The organism is Rhodococcus parequi (assembly GCF_046042785.1).
Lineage (GTDB): Bacteria > Actinomycetota > Actinomycetes > Mycobacteriales > Mycobacteriaceae > Prescottella > Prescottella parequi.
The window spans coordinates 119,984-146,836 of sequence record NZ_JBDLNV010000009.1; the positions used below are offsets into that span (position 1 = coordinate 119,984).

Here is a 26,853-nt window from a genome sequence, read left to right on the forward strand (position 1 = left end):
CCCGATGCAACCAGGGCATTCTGCTCTCAGGGGGCGTGTAAATGACGATGTCAGGATCTCGGGAACCGGGTGATCACGGTTCCGGTACACCAGCTCTCCCCGCGGAAGCGTTTCCACTCTCCGCGGTGCAACGAAGCATGTGGTTCGCCCAGCAGCTCACGCCGGCGGTGCCCGTCTTCATCGCGCAGTACGTCACGCTCCAGGGCGACCTGGACGTCGACCTGCTCAGCCGCTGCGCGGTGGTCGCGGCGGAGGAGTTCCAGTCGCCGTTCCTGCACCTGCTCGACGTCGACGGCGAGCCGTACCAGCTGATCGATCCCGGCACCGACACCTCGATCGGTCGGGTGGATCTGCGCGATCATCCGGATCCGACGGCCGCTGCCCATGCCTGGATGGAACGCGACTACTCGACGCCGATCGACCTCACCCGCGATCGCCTCATCGACATGACGATCCTGCAGGTGGGTGACCGAGAGTATTTGTGGTACACCAGAATTCACCATGTCGCGCTCGACGGGTACAGCGGCATGACGATGGCGAACCGGATCGCCGCCCTCTACACCGCCGCGGTCGAGGGCCAGGAGCCGCCACCGAACCGGGCGCTCGATCTCCGGGAGTTGCTCGCGATCGACCAGAAGTATCGTGCGTCGAGCCGCTTCCAGGCCGATCGCGAGTACTGGGCCGACCACATCGCAGGGATCGAGGCCGGCTCGACGCTGGCCGAGACCGAGGCGCCGGTCGCCGCCGTGAGCAGGCTCGAGAGCGGACCGATGCCCGACGCGGTGATCGCGGCACTCGATTCCACCGACCGCACGCTCGAAGCCACCCCCGCCGCGGTGCTGATCGCGGCGTTCGCGTGCTATCTCGCTCGCATGACCGGCCGCACCGACGTCCTGGTCAACATGCCCGTCTCGGCCCGCACCACCGCGCCGCTGCAGCGGTCCGGCGGCATGCTCGTCAACGTTGCGCCGCTACGGGCGACGGTACTGCCGAACGACACGGTCGCCGACCTCGTGGGCCGGATCCAGCTGGAACTGATGGGCGCCCTGCGCCATCAGCGTTGCAGCATCGAGGACATCCGCCGCGACGCCGGTCTCACCGGCACCGCGCGCGGGCTGGCCGGCCCGATGGTCAACGTCATGCTCTTCCACCAGAAGATGACGCTGGGCGAGATCGAGGGCGAGTACCACATCGTCACGTCCGGCCCGGTCGAGGACCTGCTGGTCAACTTCTTCCAGAGCGGCAGTCCGACAAGGACGTTCGTCGAGTTCCGGGCAAACCCCGGGCGGTACTCGCAGGACGCGCTGCGCGCCCACCATCAGCGGTTCCTCGAACTCGTCGAAGAGTTCGTGCTGGCGTCCCCCGACTCCCGCGTCGCCGACATCCACACAGAGAGTTCGGCGGTGGGCGCCCAGTTGTTGCGCACTGCCGCGCAACTCGAATTCTGGTCCGGTGAGCTTGCCGGCCTGCCCGACATCCTGTCGCTGCCGTCGGACCGCCCCCGCCCGGCGCGGCGCGCCCTCACCAGCGACCGGGTGGACTTCGAAATCCCCGCGGCGGTGCATCGTGCGGTCGTCGCGCAGTCCGAAGCCCGCGGCTGCACCGTGTTCGCCGCCGTCCACGCGGCACTGGTGGTGCTCCTGGCGCGCCTGGCCGACGTCGACGACGTCGCGATCGGCACACCCGTGACCGGGCAGAGCCCGGCAGGGGAGTTCGTCAACACGTTGACCCTGCGGACCCGGGTGTCTCCGGGCATCACGTTCGACCAGCTGCTCACCGACGTGTGCCGCGCCGACACGGACGCGTTCCGGCACGCCGAGACCCCGTTCGCGCAGCTGGTCGAGTCGCTCGACCGCACCCGCGAGAACGCGCACTCGCCGCTGTTCCAGGTGATGCTCGAGTTCCTCGACGGCCGCACGCCGCATCTCGACGAGGACGGCCTGGTGGTGCGGGGTGTCGACACCGGCCCCGACATCTCCGCGCTCGATCTGCGGCTCACCGTCGAGGAACGCTTTGCGAGCAACGGTGACGGGAGCCGCACACCGAACGGGGTGAGCGCATCGTTCGCGTTCGCGACCGACATGTTCGACGCGGAGACGATCGAGACACTGTCGGGGCGGTTCCTGCGGGTGCTCGACGCGGTGCTCGTCGACCCGGCCGTGACCGTCGCCGACATCGATCTGCTGGCCGAGGACGAGCGACGACAGCTCTCCGGGGTATGGGGTGGCGACGGTGTCGAGCCGCGGACCCTCGCCGACATACTCGGCGCGGCTGCGCTCGCCGGCCCGGACCGCGCGGCGCTGACCTACGAGGGGCGGACGCTGAGTTACTGCGCACTCGACGAGGACTCGAACCGGCTGGCGCGACTGCTCATCGCGCGGGGAGTCGGACCGGAATCGGTGGTGGCGCTGTCGATGCCGCGCTCGATCGAGTCGGTGTCGTCGGTGTGGGCGGTCGCCAAGACCGGTGCGGCGTTCGTCCCGGTGGACCCCAACTATCCGACCGACCGCATCGAGCACATGCTCACCGATTCGGGGTCGATGCTGGCACTGACCGTCGCGGCCCACGCGGCCGCGGTCGCGGATCTCGTGCCGGCCCTGGTCCTCGACGACCTAGGGTTCGACGAGCAGGTGCGGCAGTGGTCGGCCGACGCCGTCACCGACGCCGACCGACTTGCCCCGGTCCGCATCGACCACCCGGCCTATCTCATCTACACCTCCGGCTCGACCGGCACCCCGAAGGGGGTCACCGTCACCCATCGCGGGCTGGCGAATTTCGCCGAGGACGAACGCCGCCGCTACCGGGTGCGCCCGACGTCGCGGACGCTGCACTTCTCGTCGCCGAGCTTCGACGCGTCGGTGCTCGAGCTGATGCTCGCGTTCGGTGCGGGCGCCACCATGGTGATCGCCCCTCCGACGATCTACGGCGGCGCCGAGCTGACCGCGCTGCTGCGCGACGAGCACGTCACCCACGCCTTCGTCACGCCGGCGGCGCTGGGCTCCGTCGATGCGGACGCACTCACCGACCTGGAGTGCGTCGTGACCGGCGGCGAGGCGTGCCCGCCGTATCTGGTGGAGCAGTGGGCGCCGCGGCACCGGATGTTCAACGCGTACGGGCCCACCGAGGCGACGGTGGTGTCGAGCGTGTCCGAGCCGCTGGTGGTGGGGCGGGACGTCACGATCGGCAGCCCGCCGATCGGCACCGGCGCTCTCGTGCTCGACGCGCGTCTGCGGCCGGTCCCGCCCGGCGTCGCCGGTGAGCTGTACGTGTACGGCGACGGCCTGGCGCGTGGCTATCACGCGCGGGCGGCGACCACCGCGGAACGGTTCGTGGCCAACCCGTTCGACGGCAGCCGGATGTACCGCACGGGCGACCTGGTGCGCTGGCGGCGGGTCGGGCGCCGGCACGCGCTCGAGTACGTCGGGCGCACCGACTTCCAGATCAAGATCCGCGGCTACCGCATCGAGCTCGGCGAGGTGGAGGCCGCACTGCGCTCCCATCCCGAGGTCGGGTTCGCGCTCGCCACCGGGTTCGTCGGGCCGTCGGGTGACACGCTGCTCGTGGCGTACGTGCAACCGGAGGGCAACCGGGAGACGGTCGCGGGTGAGCACCTGGCGTCCGAGGTCACCGCGCACGCCGCGGACGTGCTGCCGCCGCACATGGTGCCCGCGCGCGTCGTGGTGCTCGATTCGCTTCCACTGACCCCGGCCGGCAAGCTCGACCGCCGCGCCCTGCCCGAACCCCGTTTCGACACCGGCGCCGGTGAGTTCCACGCGCCGGCCACGCTGGACGAGAAGAAGATCGCCGGCGTGTTCTCGGAGCTGCTCGGGGTGGAGCGGATCAGCACCACCGACAGCTTCTTCGACCTCGGCGGCAACTCGCTCACCGCGACCCGGATCGTGGCCCGCATCAACGCGACTCTCGGCACCGACCTCACCGTCCTCGACCTGTTCGAGGCACCGACCGTGGGAGCGCTCGCCGCCCGCGTCGAGGCCGCCGGCCCGGGCCATGGCGCCCGCCCGCCGCTGGTGCCGCGGGACCACGTCGGCCCGGTGCCGGTCTCGCTCGCCCAGCAGCGGATGTGGTTCGTCAACCAGCTCGACCCGTCGTCGGCCGCGTACAACATCCCGATCGCGGTTCGGCTGAGCGGACCGCTGGACGTGCCCGCGCTCCGGGCGGCGCTCGCCGACGTCGTCGGACGCCACCAGACGCTGCGCACGGTCTTTCCGAACACTCCCGACGGCCCGGTGCAGCTGGTGCGCTCGGCCACCGAGACACCACTCGACCTCGAACCCGAGGAGGTCACCGAAGCACAACTGCCGCAGCGGCTCTCGGCCGCCGCGACCGCGAGCTTCGACGTCTCGGTCCAGGCCCCGGTGCGTGCGCACCTGTGGCGGCTCGACACCACCGAGCACGTGCTCTCACTCGTCGTGCACCACGTGGCGGCGGACGGCTTGTCGATGGCGCCGCTCGCTCGGGACGTGATGGTCGCGTACGGGGCTCGCGCGGCAGGAACGGACCCGGCCTGGACACCGCTCGCGGTGCAGTACACCGACTACGCGATATGGCAGCGGGAACTGCTGGGCTCGGAGGACGACCCACGGAGCCTCGCCGCACGTCAGATCGCGTTCTGGCGGGACGAACTGACCGGTGCGCCCGACCTGCTCGAGTTGCCCACCGACCGGCCCCGGCCGCCGCAGCAGTCGATGCGCGGCGCCACGGTGGACGTCACGATCGCGCCGCACCTGCACCGACGACTGCTCGAACTGGCCGGCGAGTACGAGGCGAGCCTGTTCATGGTGCTGCACGCGGCCCTGGCCGTGCTGCTGGCCCGGACCAGCGGCGCGAGCGACGTCTCGATCGGGTCGCCGGTGTCCGGACGCGGCGAGGCCGAACTCGACGATCTGGTCGGCATGTTCGTCAACACGCTGGTGTTGCGCAGCCGGGTGGACCACGGCGGGACGTTCAGCGACCTGCTGGCGCACACCCGGACCACCGATCTGGCAGCCCTGGGCAACACCGACGTGCCGTTCGAGCGGCTCGTCGAGGTCCTCGACCCGCCCCGCTCGGAGGCCTACTCGCCGCTGTTCCAGGTGATGCTGGTCCTGCAGGGGTCGGACCGCCATCGGCTCGAGCTTCCCGAACTCACCGTCGAGGTCGACGAGATCGACACCGGCACAGCCAAGTTCGATCTCCAGGTGATCCTGACCGAGCAGCCGGATGTGGAGGGCCGCCCCGGTCCGATCGACGCGAGGTTGTCCTACGCGGCAGACCTGTTCGATCCCGGCACCGTCATGGTGTTCGCGGAGCGGTTCCTGCGGATCCTCGAGGCCGTCACCGTCGACCCGGTGGTCCGGGTCGGCGACATCGACATCCTCGTCGACGGCGAACGCGAACTCCTCCTCGACGAGTGGAACGCCACCGCGCACCCGGTGCCGGATGCAACGCTGGCCGACCTGTTCGACGCGCAGGCTCGGCGCACCCCGCACGCGGTGGCCCTGACCTTCGGTGACGAGCAGCTCACGTACGCGGAGTTCGCATCCCGCTCCCGACGCCTCGCCCGCGAGTTGATCGCCCGCGGCGTGGGGCCGGAGAGCCGGGTCGCGCTGGCGATGCGCCGCTCGTTCGACCTGCTGATCGGCATGTACGCGGTGACCGAGGCCGGCGGCGCGTACGTACCGCTCGACCCGGACCATCCGCAGGAACGCACCGACTACGTGCTCGCGAGTGCCGAGCCGGTGTGTGTGCTGACGACCAGCCGGGACCACGCCGGCCTCGGCAACGCGGTCGAGGTCGTCGAGATCGACCGGCTCGACCTCGCCGGCCGCGACGACGGCCCGATCCGTCCCGAGGAACGCCGCGGCACCCTCCGGCCCGACGACGTCGCGTACGTGATCTACACGTCGGGTTCGACAGGCCGGCCCAAGGGTGTGGCCGTCAGCCATCGCGCGATCGTCAACCGTCTGGCCTGGATGCAGGACCGGTACCGGCTCACCGGCGCCGACGTCGTCGTGCAGAAGACACCCGCCACGTTCGACGTCTCGGTGTGGGAGTTCTTCTGGCCGTTGCAGACCGGCGCGAGTCTGGCGATCGCGCTGCCCGAGGGGCATCGCGACCCCGCCTACCTGTCGCAGCTCGTCCACGACCGGGGCGTCACCGTCGCGCACTTCGTGCCGTCGATGCTCGCCGCCTTCGTGGTCGGCGCCGATCCGGCGCAGTGCCGGTCGCTGCGCACCGTTTTCTGCAGTGGCGAGGCGTTGCCTCCCGCCACCGCGGAGGCCTTCGCGGACTTCGTCGGCGCGGGCGGTGCCGAACTGCACAACCTGTACGGCCCCACCGAGGCCGCCGTCGACGTCACCTACCGGCAGTACACCGCCGCCGACACGGTGTCGGTCCCGATCGGCGCCCCGGTGTGGAACACCCAGGTGTACGTGCTCGATGCGCGGCTGCACCCGGCCGCGGTGGGGGTGCCCGGCGAGCTCTACCTGGCCGGCGTCCAGCTGGCCCGCGGATACGTCGGACGTCCCGATCTCACGGCGGAACGGTTCGTCGCCGACCCGTTCGGCCCGCCCGGTGCGCGGCTGTACCGCACCGGCGACCTGGTGCGCTGGCGGAAGACGGGAAGCTTCGACTACTCGCTCGACTACCTGGGCCGCACCGACTTCCAGGTGAAGCTGCGTGGCCTGCGCATCGAGCTCGGCGAGGTGGAGGCGACGCTTCTCACCCGGCCGGGCGTGGCACAGGCGGTGGTCGTGGTGCGCCACGACGACCTCGTCGGGGAGGCCCTCGTCGGTTACGTCGTCGCCGATCCGGGTGCCGACGTCGATCCGGCCGCGCTCCGCGAGTCCCTCACCGCGTCGCTGCCCGCGTACATGGTGCCGTCGCAGATCCTCGTGCTCGACGGGTTCCCCCTCGGATCCACCGGCAAGCTGGACCGCCGTGCGCTGCCCGCCCCCGAGTTCGGATCCGTGGAGACCGAGTTCGTGGCGCCGCGGAACCCCGTCGAGGAGATCCTCGCGCTGATCTTCGGCGAACTGGTCGGCACGGCCCGAGTGGGCGTGTACGACAGCTTCTTCGACCTCGGCGGGAACTCGCTGACCGCGACCCGGCTGGTGGCCCGCGTCAACGACGCCCTCGACGCGCACGTCGGGGTCCGCGACGTCTTCGACGCCCCGACCGTCGCCGCGCTCGCGCTGCGGATCGAGTCCGGGGGTATGCGCGGTGCCGCGCGGCCGCCGCTGTCGGCCGCGGCGCGCCCCGCGACCGTCCCGGTGTCGCTGGCGCAGAAGCGGATGTGGTTCATCAACCAGTTCGACACGTCCTCCGCCGCCTACAACGTGGTGCTGCCCGTCCGTCTCGACGGCGACCTCGACCGCAGCGCGCTGCGTGCGGCCGTCGCCGACGTCCTCGAGCGGCACGAGTCGCTGCGCACCCGGTTCCCGATGGTCGACGGGGAACCGACCCAGCTGATCGTGCCGACCGCGGCCGTCGCCCCCGACCTGGAACCGGTGCCCACCACCGAGCAGGACGTCCGCGAGCGGGTCGCCGAGTTCGCGGCGCAGGGCTTCGACGTCACCACGGCGCCGCCCGTGCGGTCGCTGCTGCTGCGCGTGGGCCCGCAGCAGCACGTGCTCGTCATCGTCGTGCACCACATCTGCGCCGACGGGTTCTCCCTGGCACCGCTCGCGCGAGACGTGATGAGCGCGTATGTCGCCCGGACCGAGGACCGGGCCCCGCACTGGGCGCCGCTCGCGGTGCAGTACGCGGACTACGCGCTGTGGCAGCAGGAGGTGCTGGGCGGTACCGACGACCCGGACAGCGTGCTGTCCGGCCAGCTCGAGCACTGGGCCCGCACCCTCGACGGGCTGCCGGAGGTCCTCGACCTGCCCACCGACCGGCCGCGCCCGGCGCAGCGTTCGCTGCACGGCGCCGTCCACCGGTTCCGGATCGGTCCCGATGTGCACCGGCGCCTCACCGCCGTCGCCCGGGGTCACAACTCGACCGTGTTCATGGCGGTGCACGCCACCCTGGCGGCGTTGCTCGCCCGGCTCGGCGACACCGACGACGTCGCGATCGGCACCCCGATCGCCGGTCGCGGCGCCGCCGCGCTCGACGACATGGTCGGCATGTTCGTCAACACACTCGTGCTGCGCAGCCGGTTCGATCCCGCCGCCACCTACTCGGAGTTGCTCAGCGCCGTCCGCGACGGCGACCTCGACGCGTTCGGGCACGCCGACCTGCCGTTCGAGCGGCTCGTGGACGCACTGGCCCCGGAACGATCCACCGCGCACTCGCCGCTGTTCCAGGTGATGCTCGAGTTCCGCAACAACGAGCAGCCGCGGCTCGAGCTGCCCGGCCTGACCGTCACGGTCGTCGACACCGGCACCGACACCACCAACTTCGACCTGCAGCTCACCCTCACCGAGGAGTTCACCGACGCGGGTGAACCTGCCGGTGTCGCCGCCGGATTCACGTATGCGACCGACCTGTTCGACCCCGCGACGGTCACCCGCCTCGCCGAACGGTTCGGTGCGGTGCTGCGCGCCGTCACCGACGACCCGGCGGTGCGGGTGGGCGACGTCGACCTGCTGACGGTGACCGAGCGGACCGCGATCGCCCCGGTGAGCGGCGGCGCCGGCGTGCCGGCCCGTACGCTGCCCGAGTTGCTGGCGACCGCGAGCGTCGTCGATCCGGCTGCCACCGCGGTGGTGTTCGAGGGGCGCGAGGTCAGCTACCGGGACCTGGATGCGGACTCGGATCGGCTCGCGCGGCTGCTCGTCACCCGCGGCGTCGGTCCCGAGTCGGTGGTCGCGCTGGCGCTGGCCCGGTCGATCGAATCGGTGACCGCGACCTGGGCGGTCGCCAAGACCGGGGCCGCCTTCGTGCCCGTGGACCCGAACTACCCGCCGGACCGCATCGAGCACATGCTCACCGACTCCGGTGCCGTCGTCGGACTGACCGTTCGCGCACACCGCGACGCGCTGCCGCCCGGCACCGACTGGATGGTGCTCGACGACCCCGCGGTGAGCGACGAGCTGCGGCACCTGCCCGGCGGCCCGGTCACCGACGCCGATCGGGTGCGCCCGGTGCGGCTCGACGATCCCGCGTACCTGATCTACACGTCCGGCTCCACCGGCGTCCCGAAGGGCGTCGTGGTGTCGCACCGCGGCCTGGCGAACTTCGCCGCCGAGGAACGGACCCGGTTCGGTATCACGCCGCGGTCGCGGACCCTGCACTTCTCGTCGCCCAGCTTCGACGCCTCCATTCTCGAGCTGCTGCTCGCGGTCGGGTCGGGCGCCACGATGGTCGTCGCGCCGCCCACCGTCCTCGGTGGCGACGAGCTGCGGGATCTGCTGCGCGAGAACAGGGTCACGCACGCGTTCGTGACACCGGCCGCGCTCGCGTCGGTGGATCCGGCGGGGCTGACGGCCCTCGAGTGTGTCGCGACCGGCGGCGAGGCCTGCCCGCCCGAACTGGTGGCGCAGTGGGCGCCCGGCCGGCGGATGTTCAACGCGTACGGGCCCACCGAGGCCACCGTCGTCGCCAGCATCAGCGAGCCCCTCGCGGTAGGGGTGCCCGTCACCATCGGCCGCCCGCCGATGGGTACCTCGCTGGTGGTCCTCGATGCGCGCCTGCATCCGGTCCCAGGCGGGGTGCCTGGCGAGCTGTACGTTCTCGGCGGCGGACTCGCCCGCGGCTATCACGCCCGCCCCGGCACCACCGGGGAGCGGTTCGTGGCCAACCCGTTCGGCGACCCGGGCAGCCGCATGTACCGCACCGGCGACCTCGTTCGCTGGAACGGCTCCGGCCAGCTGGAGTACCTGGGCCGCACCGACTTCCAGGTGAAGATCCGCGGGTTCCGCATCGAGCTCGGCGAGATCGAGTCGGCGCTGCGCCGGTCCCCGGGTGTCGCGCGCGCCGTCGTCACCGTCGACGGGTCCGGGCCCACGAGCCGACTCGTCGGGTACGTCGTGCCCGAACCGGGTGCGGCGCTCGACCCGGCCGACGTCACCGACTTCGTCGGCACGTTCCTCGCGTCGTACATGGTGCCGTCCGCGGTGATGGTGCTCGACGCGCTGCCGCTGGGGCCCGCGGGCAAGCTGGACCGGCGAGCACTGCCGGCACCGGACTTCGGGGCCCGCGCCACGGCCGGCCGCGCCCCACGGTCCGAGCGCGAACGGCAGCTGGCCGACCTGTTTGCCGAGGTGCTGGGCCTCGACTCGGTGGGCGTCGACGACTCGTTCTTCGGGCTGGGCGGCGATTCGATCATGTCGATCCAGCTGGTGTCGCGCGCGAAGACCGCCGGTCTGCACTTCACACCGCGGGACGTGTTCGAGCACAAGACCGTCGAGGCGCTCGCTCGTGTCGCACAGGCCGGCGCGGACGCAATCGTGCTCGCCGAACTCGACGGCGGCGGCGTCGGCGACGTCCCGCTGCTGCCGGTCGCACACTGGCTCCTCGGCCGCGGCGGACACCACGACCGGTTCTCCCAGGCCGCGCTGCTCACCGCCCCCGAGGGGCTGGGCGAGCCCGCGCTCGCCGGTGCGCTGCAGGCCGTCCTGGACCGGCACGACATGCTGCGGGCCCGGATCCAGCCGGGCGCGCACCGCATGACGGTGCCGCCACCCGGCTCGGTGTACGCCGAGTGGCTGATCCGGCGCGTCGAGGTCGACGCGGTGCCGGGCACCGACGCGTTCGCGGACGTCGTGCGTGCCGAGCTGGACGCCGCCGAGGACCGCCTCGACCCGGCCGCCGGCGAGATGGTGCAGGTGGTGTGGCTCGATTCCCGGGCCGACGGCGGCCGGCTGCTGGTCGTGGTGCATCACCTGGTGGTCGACGGCGTCTCGTGGCGCATTCTGGTGCCGGACCTCGCGACCGCGTGGGCGCAGATCGTAGCCGGTGAGCGACCCGACCTGGCTCCGGTCGGCACGTCGATGCGGCGCTGGGCGCACGGGCTGGTCGATGCCGCCGCGGACCGTCGCGACGAACTGGACCGGTGGCGCGCCATCCTCGCGGGCGGCGACGACCCCCTGCTCGGCGCGCGCCCGCTCGACCCGGCCGTGGACGTGGCCGCGACTGTCGGGACGGTCACGGTCGAGGTGTCGCCCGACGTGACGGAGGCGCTGTTGACGACGGTGCCGGACGCGTTCCGTGGCAGCGTCAACGACGGACTGCTCACCGCACTGGCCCTCGCACTGGTCCGCTGGCGCCGGGATCGGGGCGTCAGTGCCGACACCGCACTGGTCACGCTCGAGGGCCACGGCCGCGAGGACCACGTGCTGCCCGGCGCGGACCTCGCGCGCACCGTCGGCTGGTTCACCACGCTGTTCCCGATCCGGCTGGACCTCACCGGGATCGACGTGGACGACGCGTTCACCGGTGGCCGCGGCGCGGGTGCCGCGGTCAAGGCCGTCAAGGAGCAGCTGCTGGCGGTGCCCGATCACGGCATCGGGTTCGGCATGCTGCGCTACCTCGACGACGAGGGCGAGCGGGCGCTGCGGGATCTGCCGTCGGCACAGGTGAGTTTCAACTACCTGGGCCGGTTGACGGCCGCGGTGCCGGAGGACCAGCGCGCCGCCGGGTGGGTGCCGACCGACGACGCCGACCTGGGCATCCTGCAGGACCCCGACCTGCCGGTCGCGTCGGTCCTCGACATCAATGCCGTGACGAGCGACGGCCCGGACGGGTCCAGGATCCGTGCTACGTGGGGGTTCCCGGAGGGTGTGCTGTCGGAGGCCGACGTGACGGCGCTCGCGCAGCTGTGGACCGACGCGCTGGTCGCGCTCGCCCGGCACGTCTCCCGACCGGGCGCGGGTGGACTGACCCCGTCGGATCTCGATCTGGTCGCCCTCTCGCAGCCGGAGATCGAGACACTCGAGCAGCGGTTCCCGAATGTGACCGACGTGTGGTCGCTGTCGCCGCTGCAGTCGGGTCTGCTGTTCCACGCGCAGTTGGCCGACCGATCCGTGGACGCCTACCTCGTGCAGATGATGCTCGACGTGCGCGGCGCCGACGCGGGGCGGCTGCGGCGCGCCGGGCAGGCGATGCTCGATCGGCATCCGAACCTGCGCTCGGCGTTCGTACACGGCGAGGACGGCGCTCCCGTGCAGGTGATCCAGGAGCGGGTCCCGCTGCCGTGGAACGAGATCGACCTGTCGGAGTCCGACGAGCCGGTGCGCGAGGCGGAACTCGCGCGGCTGATCGCCGACGACCGTGCCCGACGCTTCGACATGGCCGAGGCGCCACTGATCCGGTTCCTGCTGGTCCGCACCGGACCGGACGAGCACCGACTGATCCTCACCAACCACCACATCCTGCTCGACGGCTGGTCGACGCCGCTGATGATGCAGGAACTGCTCACGCTCTACGCGACGGACGGGAACACCGCAGTCCTGCCGCGGGTGCACGCGTACCGCGACTACCTGGCGTGGATCGGCGCCCAGGACCCCGACGCCGGGGTGCGGGCGTGGGCCGAGTCCCTCGCGGGCCTCGACGAGCCGACCCTGCTGGCGCCGCTCGACCGCGGCCGCGAACAGGCCACCGTGCCCGACGAGGTCGACCTCTCGCTCGACGCCGCGCGCACCGCCCGGCTGCAGGCGATCGGCCGGCAGTGGGGCGTCACGCTCAACACGATGGTGCAGGCGGCGTGGGCGATCGTGCTGGGCGCGACGACCGGCCGGGACGACGTCGTGTTCGGCGGCACCGTGTCGGGTCGCCCGCCGCACATTCCCGGCATCGAGTCCATGATCGGCCTGTTCATCAACACGCTGCCGATCCGCGTGCGACTCGACGCCCGCGAATCGGTGGGGGAGTTGCTCCGCCGACTGCAGTCCGAGCAGGCCGGGCTGCTCGACCACCACCACGTGAGCCTGACCGACATCCAGGATGCCGTCGGGCCGATGCTGGCCTTCGACACGCTCACGGTGTTCGAGTCCTACCCGGTGGACCGGTCGGCGGTCACCGACGCCGACATCTCCGGGCTACGCCTGGTCCGCCTGCACGAGGGATCCGACGCCGCGCACTACCCGCTCACCCTCGTCGCCAACGCCGACGACCGACTGCGGATGAAGCTGAAGTTCCTCCCGGATCTGTTCGACCGTGGCCAGGCGCGGTCGCTGGCCGAACGGGTACAGCGCGTTCTCGTCGCCCTCTCCGAGGATCCCCAGTGCCCGCTGGCGCGGCTGCGCCTGCTGTCCGACTCCGAATGGGACGAGCTGGTGCCGCTGCGCGGCCGGCCCGCTCGGTCGCTGCGGACCCTGCCGCAGCTGTTCGCGGATGCGGCCGCCATCGATCCGGATGCCGTCGCCCTGATCTCCGGCGATGTCGACGTCACCTACCGGGAACTCGACGAACGCTCCAACCGGCTGGCCCGAGTACTGATCGACGACGGCGTGGGGCCCGAATCGTTCGTGGCGCTGGGCATCCCGCGGTCCGTCGAGTCGATCGTCGCGGTGTGGGCGGTCGCCAAGGCCGGTGCCGCGTTCCTGCCGGTCGATCCGAACTACCCGGCGGAACGGATCGCGTTCATGCTCGAGGATTCCGGCGCCACGGTGGGCCTGACGGTGGCCGGGGCCCGCGACCGGCTGCCCGCCGCCGTGCCGTGGACGGTCCTCGACGACCCCGCGTTCGAGACCCGGTGCGCGGCACGGTCCGCGGCCGCGCTCGGCGCCGACGAGCTGTCGGTGCCACTGCGGCTGACGCATCCCGCGTACGTGATCTACACGTCGGGCACCACCGGCACCCCGAAGGGCGTGGTCGTCACGCACGAGGGCCTCGACAATCTGTCCGAGGAGTACCGCACCCGGTTCGCGACGCAGCGCTCGTCACGAACCCTGCACTTCTCCACACCGAGCTTCGACGCCGCGGTGCTCGACTACCTGCTGGCGTTCGGTGCGGGCGCGACGATGGTGATCGCGCCGACGACCGTGTACGGCGGCCGCGAACTCGCGGACCTGATCCGTGACACGCACGTCACGCACGCCTTCATCACGACCGCGGCGGCCGCGACGGTCGACCCGGCCGGGCTCGACGAGTTCACCGAGGTGATGGTCGGCGGCGAGGCGGTCCCACCCGAGCTGGTGGCCCGGTGGGCGCACGAGCGGCGTTTCTACAACGGTTACGGACCCACCGAGGCGACCGTCATGGCGAACGTCAGTGCGCCGCTGGTCACCGGGGAGACCGTCACGATCGGCGCGCCGCTGCGCGGCGTGTCCGAGCTGGTCCTCGACACGAAGCTGCGCCCGGTACCCGCCGGCGTGCCCGGCGAGCTCTACATCGCCGGGCCGAACCTGGCCCGCGGTTACCACCGGCGACCCGGCCTGACCGCGGAACGATTCGTCGCGAACCCGCACGGGGTCCCCGGCGAGCGGATGTACCGCACCGGCGACGTGGTGCGGGTGCTGGGCGACCGCACCATCGAATACGTCGGGCGGTCCGACTTCCAGGTGAAGATCCGCGGCTTCCGCATCGAGCTCGGCGACATCGACAACGCGTTCGGCGACCACCCCGACATCCGGTTCGCCGTCACGCTGGGCCGGCCCGGCCCGACCGGGGAGACGGCCCTGGTCACATACGTGCTGCCCGTTGCCGGCGCCCAGCCCGAACCGGGCGCGCTGCGCGAGTACGTCGCCGAACACCTACCCGCACAGATGGTGCCGTCGAGCATCATGATCCTGGACGAGATCCCGCTGACCCCGATCGGCAAGCTGGACCGGGCCGCGCTCCCGGCCCCGGAGTTCCTGCCGGCCGCCACCACGTTCCGGGCGCCGACCAACCCCACCGAGCAGACCATCGTCGACACCTTCACCGCGGTCCTCGGACTCGAACGCATCGGCGTCGACGACAGCTTCTTCGACCTCGGCGGTAACTCACTGATCGCGACCCGGGTGATCGCCCGACTCGGCGGCGCCCTCGGCGTCGACCTCGGGGTGCGGGCACTGTTCGAGGCGCCGACCGCGCACCGTTTGGCCCGCTGGGTCTCGCGCGAGCACCTCGACACCGCGTCGCGGCCCCCGCTGGTCCCGCAGCAGCGGCCCGATCCGGTCCCGCTGTCGCTGGCCCAGAAGCGGATGTGGTTCATCAACCAGTTCGACACCGAGTCGGCGGCCTACAACATTCCGCTGGCGGTGCGGTTGACCGGCGATCTCGACGCCGCGGCCCTCGCGGCGGCGGTGATCGACGTCCAGGATCGGCACGAGACGCTGCGCACGTTCTTCCCGACCCGCGACGGGGAACCGGTGCAACTGGTGGTGCCGGCCGCCGAGGCGGCACCCCGCCTCACCGTCGTCGATGTCGCACCGGATCGCGTCCCGGAGCGGATCGCGGCCCTGATCTCGCGCGGCTTCGACGTCACCACGGCGGTGCCGGTGCGCGCCGAACTGCTGCGGTTGGGCCCGCGCGAGCACGTCCTCACGATCGTGGTGCACCACATCTGCGCCGACGGCTTCTCGATGGCGCCGCTCGCGCGGGACGTGATGGCCGCGTACGTGGCCCGCACGGGCGGACACGTACCGCAGTGGGCTCCGCTGCCCGTGCAGTACGCCGACTTCGCGCTGTGGCAGCACGAGGTCCTCGGCGCCGAGGACGACCCCGAGTCGCTGGTGCGCCGCCAACTGGAGTTCTGGACCGAGGCCCTCGACGGGCTGCCCGAGGCGATCACCCTGCCGACGGACCGGCCACGACCCAGCCGGCAGAGCTTCGACGGCGCCCGGGTGGAGTTCGAGATCCCCGCCGAGGTCCACCGCGCACTCGCCGAATCCGCACGCCGGCACAGCGCGACGATGTTCATGGCGGCACACGCGGCGCTGGCGGTGCTGCTGGCCAAGCTCAGCGGCACCGACGACATCGCGATCGGCACCCCGATCGCCGGCCGTGGCGAGGCCGAACTCGACGACCTCGTCGGCATGTTCGTCAACACCCTGGTGCTGCGGTCGCGCGTCGACCCGGACGCAGGCTTCGGGGACCTGCTCGCCCGCACCCGCGAGTTCGATCTCGCGGCGTTCGGGCACGCGGACCTGCCGTTCGAGCGGCTCGTGGACGTGCTGGCCCCCGAACGGTCGACCGCCCACTCGCCGCTGTTCCAGGTGATGCTCGAGTTCCAGAACAACGAGCTGCCCAGCCTCGAGCTGCCGGGGCTGGTGGCGGACCCGGTCGCGGCCGATCTGGCGGTCGCGAAGTTCGACCTGCAGCTCACGCTCGCCGAGCGGCACGACCAGGCCGGCGTCCCCGCCGGCATCGCGGCGGTCCTCACGTACGCGACCGACCTGTTCGAGCCGGACACGGTCCGCGAACTGGGGGAGCGCTTCACCCGACTGCTCGACGCCCTCGTGGTGGACCCGGCGCGGCCGACCGGCGACATCGAGATCACCACCGCGGCCGAGCGCGACGCGCTGCTCCACGAGTGGAACGCCGCGGGCGTCCACGTCGGCGACGAGACCCTGGCCGACCGCTTCGCGCAGGCCGCGGTCCGGTTCGCCGACCGTGCGGCCCTCACCTACGACGGGTCGACGATCGGGTACGCCGACCTCGAGGCGCGCGCCAACCGGCTCGCCCGGCACCTCGTCACCCTCGGGGTGGGACCGGAGACCCTCGTCGCGGTGGCGCTGCCCCGCTCGACCGACCTCGTGGTCGCGCTGCTCGCCGTCGTCAAGTCCGGCGCCGGGTATCTCCCGCTCGACGTCGGCTACCCGGCCGAGCGGCTCTCCTACATGCTCACCGACGCCGCCCCGGTCTGCGTGCTGACCACCGGTTCCGACGCCGACGCCCTTCCGGAGACGGACGCCCCGCTGATCCGCCTCGACGCCGACGAGACCGTCGCCGCGCTGTCCGCGCTGCCGGACCGCGCCGTCACCGACGCCGACCGGCTCGCGCCGCTGCGCCCCGACGACGTCGCGTACGTCATCTACACCTCCGGGTCCACCGGACGCCCCAAGGGGGTGCAGGTCACCCACCGGAACGTGTTGACGCTGTTCGCGAACACCGCGACCGCGTTCGGCTTCGACCAGCACGACGTGTGGACGATGTTCCACTCGTACGCGTTCGACTTCTCGGTGTGGGAGCTGTGGGGCCCGCTGCTGCACGGCGGACGGCTCGTCGTCGTCGACTTCTACACCGCGCGGTCACCGGAGATGTTCCTCGATCTGCTGCGCACCGAGCAGGTGACGGTGCTCAATCAGACCCCGACCGCGTTCTACCAGCTGGCCGAGGCGGACCGGCTCGCTAGCGAACACGGTTCGTCCGCACCGGATCTGGCCCTGCGCTACGTCGTGTTCGGCGGCGAGGCCCTCGACCTCGGACAGCTGGGCCGGTGGTACACCCGCCACCCGGACACCGCGCCGCGACTGGTGAACATGTACGGCATCACCGAGACCACCGTGCACGTGACGCACCTCGAACTCGACCGCGCGTTCGCCGAGGCCGCCGACGCCAGCGTCATCGGCCGCGCGATCCCCGGCCTGCGCGTCGTCGTCCTCGACGAGCGCCTGCACCCGGTCCCGCCGGGTGTCACCGGCGAGATGTACGTCGCCGGTGAGCAGTTGACCCGCGGCTACCTGGGCCGAGGCGCGCTCACGTCCGGCCGGTTCGTGGCCGACCCGTTCGGCGCACCGGGCACCCGGATGTACCGGACCGGGGACCTCGCCCGCTGGAACCGCGACGGCCGACTCGAGTATCTGGGCCGCTCCGACTTCCAGGTGAAGATCCGCGGCTTCCGCATCGAGCTCGGCGAAATCGAGGCCTCCCTGCTGCGGTTCCCGGGAGTCGCGCAGGCGGTGGTCGCGGTGCACCGGGACGGCTCCGGACCCGCCCGCCTGGTCGCGTACACCGTCCCCGAGCAGGCGGCCGAGTTCGATCCGCAGGACGTACTCGACCACGTGGGCCGGGAACTGACGTCGTACATGGTCCCGGCGACGCTGATGGTGCTCGACGAACTCCCGCTCACCGCGAACGGCAAGCTGGATCGCAAGGCGTTGCCGCAACCGGAGTTCGGCGTCCGGATCGCCGGTGGGCGGGCGGCGGAGACCGAGGCCGAACGCACCCTCGCCGGGCTGTTCGCCGAGGTCCTCGGTCTCGACTCGGTGGGCGCGGACGATTCCTTCTTCGGGCTCGGCGGCGATTCGATCATGTCGATCCAGCTGGTCTCCCGGGCGAAGGCCGCGGGGCTGCGCTTCACCCCGCGCGACGTCTTCGAACATCGCAGTGTGGCGGGACTCGCGGCCGTCGCCGCGGCGGAGACGGGGGACGCGCCGGTCCACCTCAAGGAACTTCCCGGCGGCGGGATCGGCGAATTCCCGCTCACGCCGATCATGCGCTGGCTCCTCGACCGCAGCGACGACGTGCGCCGGTACACGCAGACCGCACTGCTGGCGCTGCCGCGCGACATCGACCTGGACGGACTCACGCGCACGCTGCAGGCGGTCGTCGACCGGCACGACATGCTGCGCGGCGAGCTGCGGGCCGGCCCGGACCCGCAGATGCTGGTGCGGCCGGTCGGCGCGGTCGATGCCGCCCGGTCGATCACCCGGATCCCGGTCGACGCGCTGTCGGGCCCCGCCTTCACCGCGACGGCGGGCGCAGCGCTCGAGGACGCCGCGGGCCGGCTCGACCCCGGTACGGGAGACCTGCTGCAGGCGGTGTGGTTCGACGCCGGGGAGGCCGGTGGACGGCTGCTGCTGGTGATCCACCACCTCGCCGTGGACGGTGTCTCCTGGCGCATCCTGGTTCCGGACCTGGCGGCCGCGTGGACCCGTATCGCGGCCGGGGAACTGCCCGACCTCGAACCCCCCGGCACCTCGATGCGCCGGTGGGCGCACGGACTGGCCGACGCCACCGGGCGGGACCGTGAACTGGGCCTGTGGCAGGCCGCGCTCGGCACCGTCGACCCGGTCATCGGGTCGCGGCCGCTCGACCCCGCGGTGGACGTGTACGGCACCGGCGACAAGGTGTCCGTGGAACTGCCGTCCGCGGTCACCGAGGCCCTGCTCACGACGGTGCCGGAAGCGTTCCGCGGCAACGTCAACGACGCCCTGCTCACCGCCCTGGCGATGGCGCTGACACGGTGGCGGCGCACGCGCGGGGCCGAGACCGACGCCGCGCTGGTCAATCTCGAGGGACACGGCCGCGAGGACCAGGTGCTGCCCGGGGCCGACCTGGGTCGGACCGTCGGCTGGTTCACGACGATCTTCCCGGTCCGGCTGGATCTGACCGGGATCGACGTGGACGACGCGTTCGCCGCGGGACCGGCCGCGGGTGCCGCCCTCAAGGCCGTCAAGGAACAGCTGCTGGCGATCCCCGATCACGGCATCGGGTTCGGCATGCTCCGGTACCTCGACCCGCGCACCGCCCCGGTCCTCGCGGCGCTGCCGGTGCCGCAGGTGAGCTTCAACTACCTGGGCCGTCTCGGCGGCACGGCCACCGAGGACGTCCCGTGGGTGCCGGTGGGCGACACCGAACTCGACGACGCCCCGAGCCCCACGATGCCCGTCGCGAACGCCCTCGACGTCAACGCGGTCGTCGGCAGCACCCCGGACGGGCCGCGGCTGCGCGCGACGTGGGCCTTCCCGCGTGGTGTCCTCGCCACGGTCGATGTCGGCGAACTCGCCGACCTGTGGGTGCGGGCGCTGTCGGCACTCGCACGGCACGCCGCGCACCCGGGCGCGGGCGGGCTCACCCCGTCGGACCTGGACCTGGTCGATCTCGACCAGGCGTCCATCGAGACGCTCGAGCACACCTACCCGGGCCTGGACGACGTGTGGTCGCTGTCGCCGCTGCAGGCGGGCCTGCACTTCCACGCGATGCTCGCCGACGAATCGGTGGACGCCTACCTGGTGCAGTTGACGCTGTCGCTGGGCGGCACCGTCGACACCGATCGGCTGTGGCGGGCCGGGCAGGCGCTGCTGGACCGGCACCCGAACCTGCGGGCGGCGTTCGCCCGGCCCGACAACGGCGCCTCGGACAGTGGTGCGGTGCAGGTGATCCCGGGTCGGGTGGAACTGCCGTGGACCGAGGTGGACCTCTCGCGCCTCGATCCGGCGGCCCGCGCCCGCCGCTACGACGAACTGATGGTCGCCGACCGGGGCACCCGCTTCGACCTGACCACGGCCCCGGCGATCCGGATGACGCTCGTCGATCTCGGCGGCGGCGACTACCGCCTCGTGGTCACCAACCACCACATCCTGCTCGACGGTTGGTCGACGCCCCTCGTGATCCGCGACCTGCTCACGCTGTACGCGACCGACGGCGACGCGTCGCTACTGCCGCGGGTACACCCCTACCGGGACTACCTGGCGTGGATGGCGGCGCAGGACCCCGCCGAGTCCACCGCGGCGTGGCGCAAGGCGCTGGCCGGGCTCGAGGAACCGACACTGCTGGCCCCCGCCCGGCGCACCGTCGGCGGCGGCACCGAGGAACTCGAGGTGACGCTGTCGGACGAGCACACCGACACGCTGCGCTCGCTCGTGCGCGAGCGCGGACTGACCCTCAACACCGTCGTCCAGGCGGCGTGGGGCATCGTCCTCGGCGCGCTGACCGCCCGCACCGACGTGCTGTTCGGCGGCACCGTCTCCGGCCGGCCCCCACAGATTCCCGGGATCGAGTCGATGGTCGGGCTGTTCATCAACACGCTGCCGGTGCGCGTCACGCTCGACGCCGGCGAGAGCCTCGGCGAACTCCTCGACCGGGTCCAGCACGAACAGGCCGCGCTGCTCGACCACCACTATCTCGGCCTCGCCGACATCCAGCGCGCCACCGGGCCCGCCGCGACGTTCGACACCCTGACGGTGTTCGAGTCGTACCCGGTGGACCGCGATGCCCTCACCGCCGACACCGACATCGCCGGCCTCAAGGTCACCGGGATCGACGGCCGCGACGCCGCCCACTACCCGCTGTCGCTGGTCGCGTCCGTGAACGGCGGCCTCAATCTGAAGTTCGAGTACTTCCCCGAGTTCTTCGATCCGGCCGTGGTCGAGTCGATCGCGACCCGGGTCGCCGTCGTCCTCGAGAACATCGCCACCGACCCGGACCGTCCGCTGGCGCGCCTCGACCTGCTCACCGAGGCCGAGCGCCACGACCTCGCGCCCGTGGTCGGGGCCGTCGGCGGATCCGTGCGCACGCTGCCCGACATCTTCGCCGACGCCGCCGCCCTGGACCCCGACGCGATCGCGCTGTCGCTGTCCGGCCGCGAGGTCACCTATCGGGAACTCGACACCCGGTCGTCGCGGATCGCCCGCGTCCTCATCGACCAGGGCGTGGGTCCGGAATCGTACGTCGCGCTCGGTATCCCACGGTCCGTCGAGTCGGTCCTCGCGGTGTGGGCGGTGGCCAAGACCGGTGCCGCGTTCGTGCCGATCGACCCCAACTATCCGATCGAACGGATCGAGCACATGCTCGCCGACTCCGGCGCCGGTCTCGGACTGACCGTCGCCGACCATCGACACCGGCTGCCCGACACCGCCACCTGGCTCACCCTCGAGGACCCCGACTTCGCGGCGGCCTGCGCGGCCCGCTCCGACGCCCCCGTCACCGACACCGACCGCACCGCACCGCTCGGCCTCGAACACGCCGCGTACGTCGTGTACACCTCCGGGTCGACGGGCCGGCCCAAGGGCGTCGTCGTCGCGCACCGCGGGCTCGACAACTTCGCCCTCGACCAGCAGGAGCGGTTCGGCGCCACCGCCGCATCCCGGACCCTGCACTTCGCGACTCCCAGCTTCGACGGCGCGGTGTTCGAATACCTGCAGGCGTTCGGGGTGGGCGCGACGATGGTGATCGCCGAGCCCACGGTGTTCGGCGGGGCCGACCTCGCCCGCGTGATCGCCGAGGGCCACGTCACCCACGCGTTCGTCACCACCGCCGCCCTCGCGACGGTCGACCCGACCGGCCTCGACGAGTTCACCCACGTCGCGGTCGGCGGCGAGGCGTGCCCGCCGGAGCTGGTCGCACGCTGGGCGCCCGGCCGGGAACTGCACAACGCGTACGGGCCCACCGAGACGACGATCATGTCGAACATCAGCGACCCGATGACCGTCGGGGACGCGATCACGATCGGCGGCCCGATCCGCGGTGTCCGCGAGGTCGTCCTCGACGGCCGCCTGCAGCCCGTGCCGGTCGGGGTGCCCGGTGAGCTCTACATCGCCGGACCGGGCCTCGCCCGCGGCTACCACCGCCGCCCGGAGCTCTCCGCGGAACGGTTCGTGGCCAACCCGTTCGGCAAGCCGGGGGAGCGGATGTACCGCACCGGCGACATCGTGCGGTGGCGCCCCGACCTGACGATCGAATACGTGGGCCGCTCGGACTTCCAGGTGAAGGTCCGTGGCTTCCGCATCGAACTCGGCGAGATCGACGCCGCCCTGGCCGCCGATCCCACGGTCGGCTTCGCCGTCACGCTCGGCGTGCCCGGCCCCGCCGGGGACACCGTCCTCGCGTCGTACGTGGTGCCCACGACGGGGTCCGTCGTCGATACGGGTGCGCTGCTCGACCGGCTGTCGTCGCGGCTGCCGGCCCACATGGTGCCCGCCGCTGTCACGGTGCTCGACGAGATTCCGCTCACCCCCGTCGGCAAACTCGACCGCGCCGCGCTGCCCGAGCCCGAATTCACGTTCACGACCGGCGAATTCCGGGCACCGACCAACCCGCTCGAGTACACGCTGTCGGACGTCTTCACCGAGGTCCTCGGCGTGGAGCGGATCGGCATCGACGACAGCTTCTTCGACCTCGGCGGCAACTCGCTGATCGCGACCCGCGTCACCGCCCGGCTGAGCGGTCTCCTCGACGCCGACATCCCCGTCCGGGCGCTGTTCGAGGCGCCGACGATCCACGCCCTCGCGCAGTGGATCGGCCGTGAACGCGTCGCCGGTGCCGGCAGCGGTCACGCCCGACCCGAACTCGATCGGCGTGAACGTCCGGCACGCATCCCGCTCTCGCTGGCCCAGCAGCGGATGTGGTTCATCAACCAGTTCGACACCGCGTCCGCCGCCTACAACATCCCGATGGCGGTGAACCTCACCGGCGTGCTCGATGTGACCGCCCTGCGTGACGCCGTCGGCGACGTACTCGAACGGCACGAGTCGCTGCGCACCGCCTACCCGATCGTCGACCAGGAACCGTCGCAGGAGGTGTGGCCGGTGAGCGAGGTCCTCACCGACCTGGAAGCGGTCGCGGTCGACGACGAGACCGAACTGCGCAAGCGGATCACGACGTTCGCCTCGCACGGGTTCGACGTCACCGCCGCACCGCCGGTGCGCGCCGAGATCCTCGAGATCGACGCCGAGCACCACGTGCTGGTGATCGTGGTGCACCACATCTGTGCCGACGGCTACTCGATGGCGCCCCTGGGCCGGGACCTCATGGCCGCCTACACCGCCCGCGCGGCGGGCGCGTCCCCGCAGTGGGCGCCGCTGCCCGTGCAGTACGCCGACTTCTCGCTGTGGCAGCACGAGATGCTCGGCTCCGACACCGACCCCGAGTCGCTCATCTCGCGGCAACTGCAGTTCTGGACCGAGGAACTCGCGGGCGTCCCCGACGTCATCCAGTTGCCGACCGACCGGCCCCGCCCCGTGCAACAGACGTTCCGCGGGGGTCGGGTCGAGTTCCGCGTCCCCGTCGAACTGCACACGCGCGTCACCGAACTCGCGCACCGGCACGGGGCGAGCATGTTCATGGCGATGCATGCGGCCCTCGCGACCGTGCTGGCCCGGCTGGCGGACACCGACGACATCGCGATCGGCACCCCGATCGCCGGCCGCGGCGAGATCGCCCTCGACGAGCTCGTGGGGATGTTCGTCAACACCCTGGTGCTGCGGACCCGGATCGATCACGCCGCCTCCTTCGACACCCTGCTGCGCCAGGTGCGCGAGTCGGACCTGGCCGCGTTCGGGCACGCGGAGGTCCCGTTCGAGCGTCTCGTCGAGGAACTCAATCCACCCCGGTCGACGTCCTATTCACCGCTGTTCCAGGTGTCGATCGAGTTCCAGAACAACGAACGACCCCGACTCGAACTGCCCGGCCTGGTGGTCGAGGGCGTCGGCATCGACGCGCAGGTCGCCAAGGAGGACCTGGAACTGGTGCTCGCCGAGGAGTTCACCGACGACGGCGGGCCCGCCGGGATCGTCGCGTCGCTGGACTTCGCCACCGACCTGTTCGACGAGTCCACCGTGCGCCGCATCGCCGACCGGTTCGTCCGGGTGCTCGAGGCGGTCACGACCGATCCCGGGCGGGCGGTCGGCGACATCGAGATCCTCGACCGGGACGAGTTGGCGGCCCTGGCACCCGCACACGGCGACGTCGACGTCTCGCCACACGTGTGGCCCGAACTGCTCGCGTCGGCGGCGGCCGTCGACCCGGACGCGGTGGCTCTGTCCTACCTGGGTCGGACCGTCACCTACCGGGAACTCGACGAACGTTCCAACCGCCTCGCCCGTGTCCTCGCCGGCCGCGGCGTCGGCCCGGAAACCTTCGTCGCCCTCGGCATGCCCCGCTCGATCGACGAGATCGTCTCCATCTGGGCGGTCGCGAAGGCGGGCGCGGCGTTCGTCCCCGTCGACCCCAACTATCCGGCCGAACGCATCGCGCACATGCTCACCGACTCGGGAACCCGCGTCGGCCTCACGATGTCGGCACTGCGCGAACGACTTCCCGACACGGTGCCGTGGCTGGTCCTCGACGACGATGCGCTCACCGCGCGTCTGGCGGAGGCGGCACCGGCCCCGGTCACCGACGCCGACCGGACGATGCCACTGCACCTGGAACATCCGGCGTACCTGATCTACACGTCGGGATCGACCGGACGGCCCAAGGGCGTCATCGTCACCCACGTCGGCATCGCGAACCTCACCGAGGAGGAACGCCGCCGGTTCATCGTCTCCCCGGACGCGCGGGTCTCGCATCTCGCCTCGCCCAGCTTCGACGCCTCCGTGTTCGAGATGATGATGGCGTTCAGCGCCGGAGCCCGCCTGGTGATCGTCCCGCCCACCGTCTACGGCGGCGCCGAACTGACCGACCTCCTCTCCCGGGAAGGCGTCACGCACGGCTTCATCACGCCGACGGCACTCGCCTCGATCGAGGACGAGGGCCTCGAGGCGCTCCGTGTCCTCGCGGTCGCCGGTGAGGCGTGCCCACCCGAACTGGTCGCCAAGTGGGCGCCGGGACGGCGAATGTTCAACGGCTACGGGCCCACCGAGACCACCATCCAGGCCAGCGTCAGCGCGCCGATGCAACCGGGTGAGACCGTCAACATCGGCGGCCCGGCGATCGGCTTCGAGGAGGCCGTTCTCGACGGCCGACTGCGCCCGGTCCCGGTGGGCGTGCCCGGCGAGCTGTACATCTCCGGGCCGGGCCTGGCCCGCGGTTACCACAACCGCCCGGGACTGACCGCCGAACGGTTCGTCGCAAGCCCGTACGGGCCGCCCGGATCCCGCATGTACCGCACCGGTGACGTGGTGCGCTGGCGGCACGACAACACGATCGAGTACATCGGCCGCTCCGACTTCCAGGTGAAGGTCCGCGGCTTCCGCATCGAACTCGGCGAGATCGACGCCGTCCTCACCCGGCACCCCGCCGTCACGTTCGCGGCCACCCTCGGGCACACCGGCCCGTCGGGGGACACGCTCCTCGCCTCGTACGTGCGGCCCGTCGAGGGGCACTCGGTCGAATCCCGGGAGCTGCGGGCGCACGTCGCCGCCCAACTGCCGGCCCACATGGTGCCGTCCGCGGTGGTGGTGCTCGACGAGATCCCGCTGACCCCGGTCGGCAAACTCGACCGCCGGGCCCTGCCCACACCGGAATTCACGTCCCTCACCACCGAGTTCCGGCCACCGACCACGGCCACCGAACGCGCGGTGACCGAGGTGTTCGCCGACGTCCTCGGCGTCGACCACGTCGGGATCGACGACAGTTTCTTCGACCTCGGCGGCAACTCGATCATCGCGACCCGGATCATGTCGGAACTGCAGGCGCGTCTCGGTCGGCAACTGCCGCTGCAGACGATGTTCCTCGACCCGACCCCGTCGGGCCTGGCGAAGCGGATCGACCTGCCGGTCGGCTACCTCGGACGCAGTGATTCGCCCGTGGACGACGCCCTCGGCGTGGTGATCCCGCTGCGGCCCAACGGCGAACGGCCGCCGCTGTTCTGCGTCCATCCCGGAATCGGCCTGTCGTGGGGCTACGCGGGCCTGGTGCAGCACCTGTCGAAGGACCGCCCGGCCTACGGTCTGCAGCTGCCGCTGCTCAGCGGCGGGCCGGACTTCGCGTCGGTACAGCAGCTCGCGCACCGGTACGTCGAGGAGATCCGCACGGTGCAGCCACACGGGCCGTACCACCTGCTCGGCTGGTCGCTCGGCGGTGTGATCGCGCACGCGATGGCCGTCGAGCTCCGCAACGCCGGCGAGGACGTCGCGACGCTCGCGATCATGGACAGCTACCTCACGGAGGGGGAGGAGGAGCCCGGGCACCTCACGGTGATCGAGCTGCTCGAGGGCCTCGGACTGGACCTCGCCCCGTACGGCGACGTGCAGGACCTGACGTACGCGCAGGCCGTCGACCTGCTGAACGAATCCCTCGGCCAGGACACCGGTCTCACGCCGGCGCACCTCGAACGGATCAACGAGGGGTTCACGACGTCGGCCCGCATCATGAATCGCTACGCCCCGGACGTGTTCGACGGCGACCTGCTGTTCTTCACCGCCGGCCGCGGCGACGGCAACACCGACTCGACGTCGCAGCATTCACCGCAGGTGTGGCAGCCGGCGATCACCGGACGCATCCGCGAGTTCACGATCGACTGCGAGCACAACCAGATGATCGAGCCGGAAGCACTGTCCGCGATCGGTCCGGTACTCGAGGAATACCTGCTATCGCACTGAA

At 71.7% G+C, this 26,853-nt stretch carries 1 protein-coding gene; it reads left to right on the forward strand.

Annotation, left to right across the window (positions count from 1 at the left end):
* The first annotated feature begins 41 nt into the window (after positions 1-41).
* Positions 42-26,852: a non-ribosomal peptide synthase/polyketide synthase gene (locus ABEU20_RS22960; protein ID WP_420166687.1), complete on the forward strand. Its 26,811-nt coding sequence runs from the start codon at positions 42-44 to the stop codon at positions 26,850-26,852.
* Position 26,853: the final 1 nt, after the last annotated feature.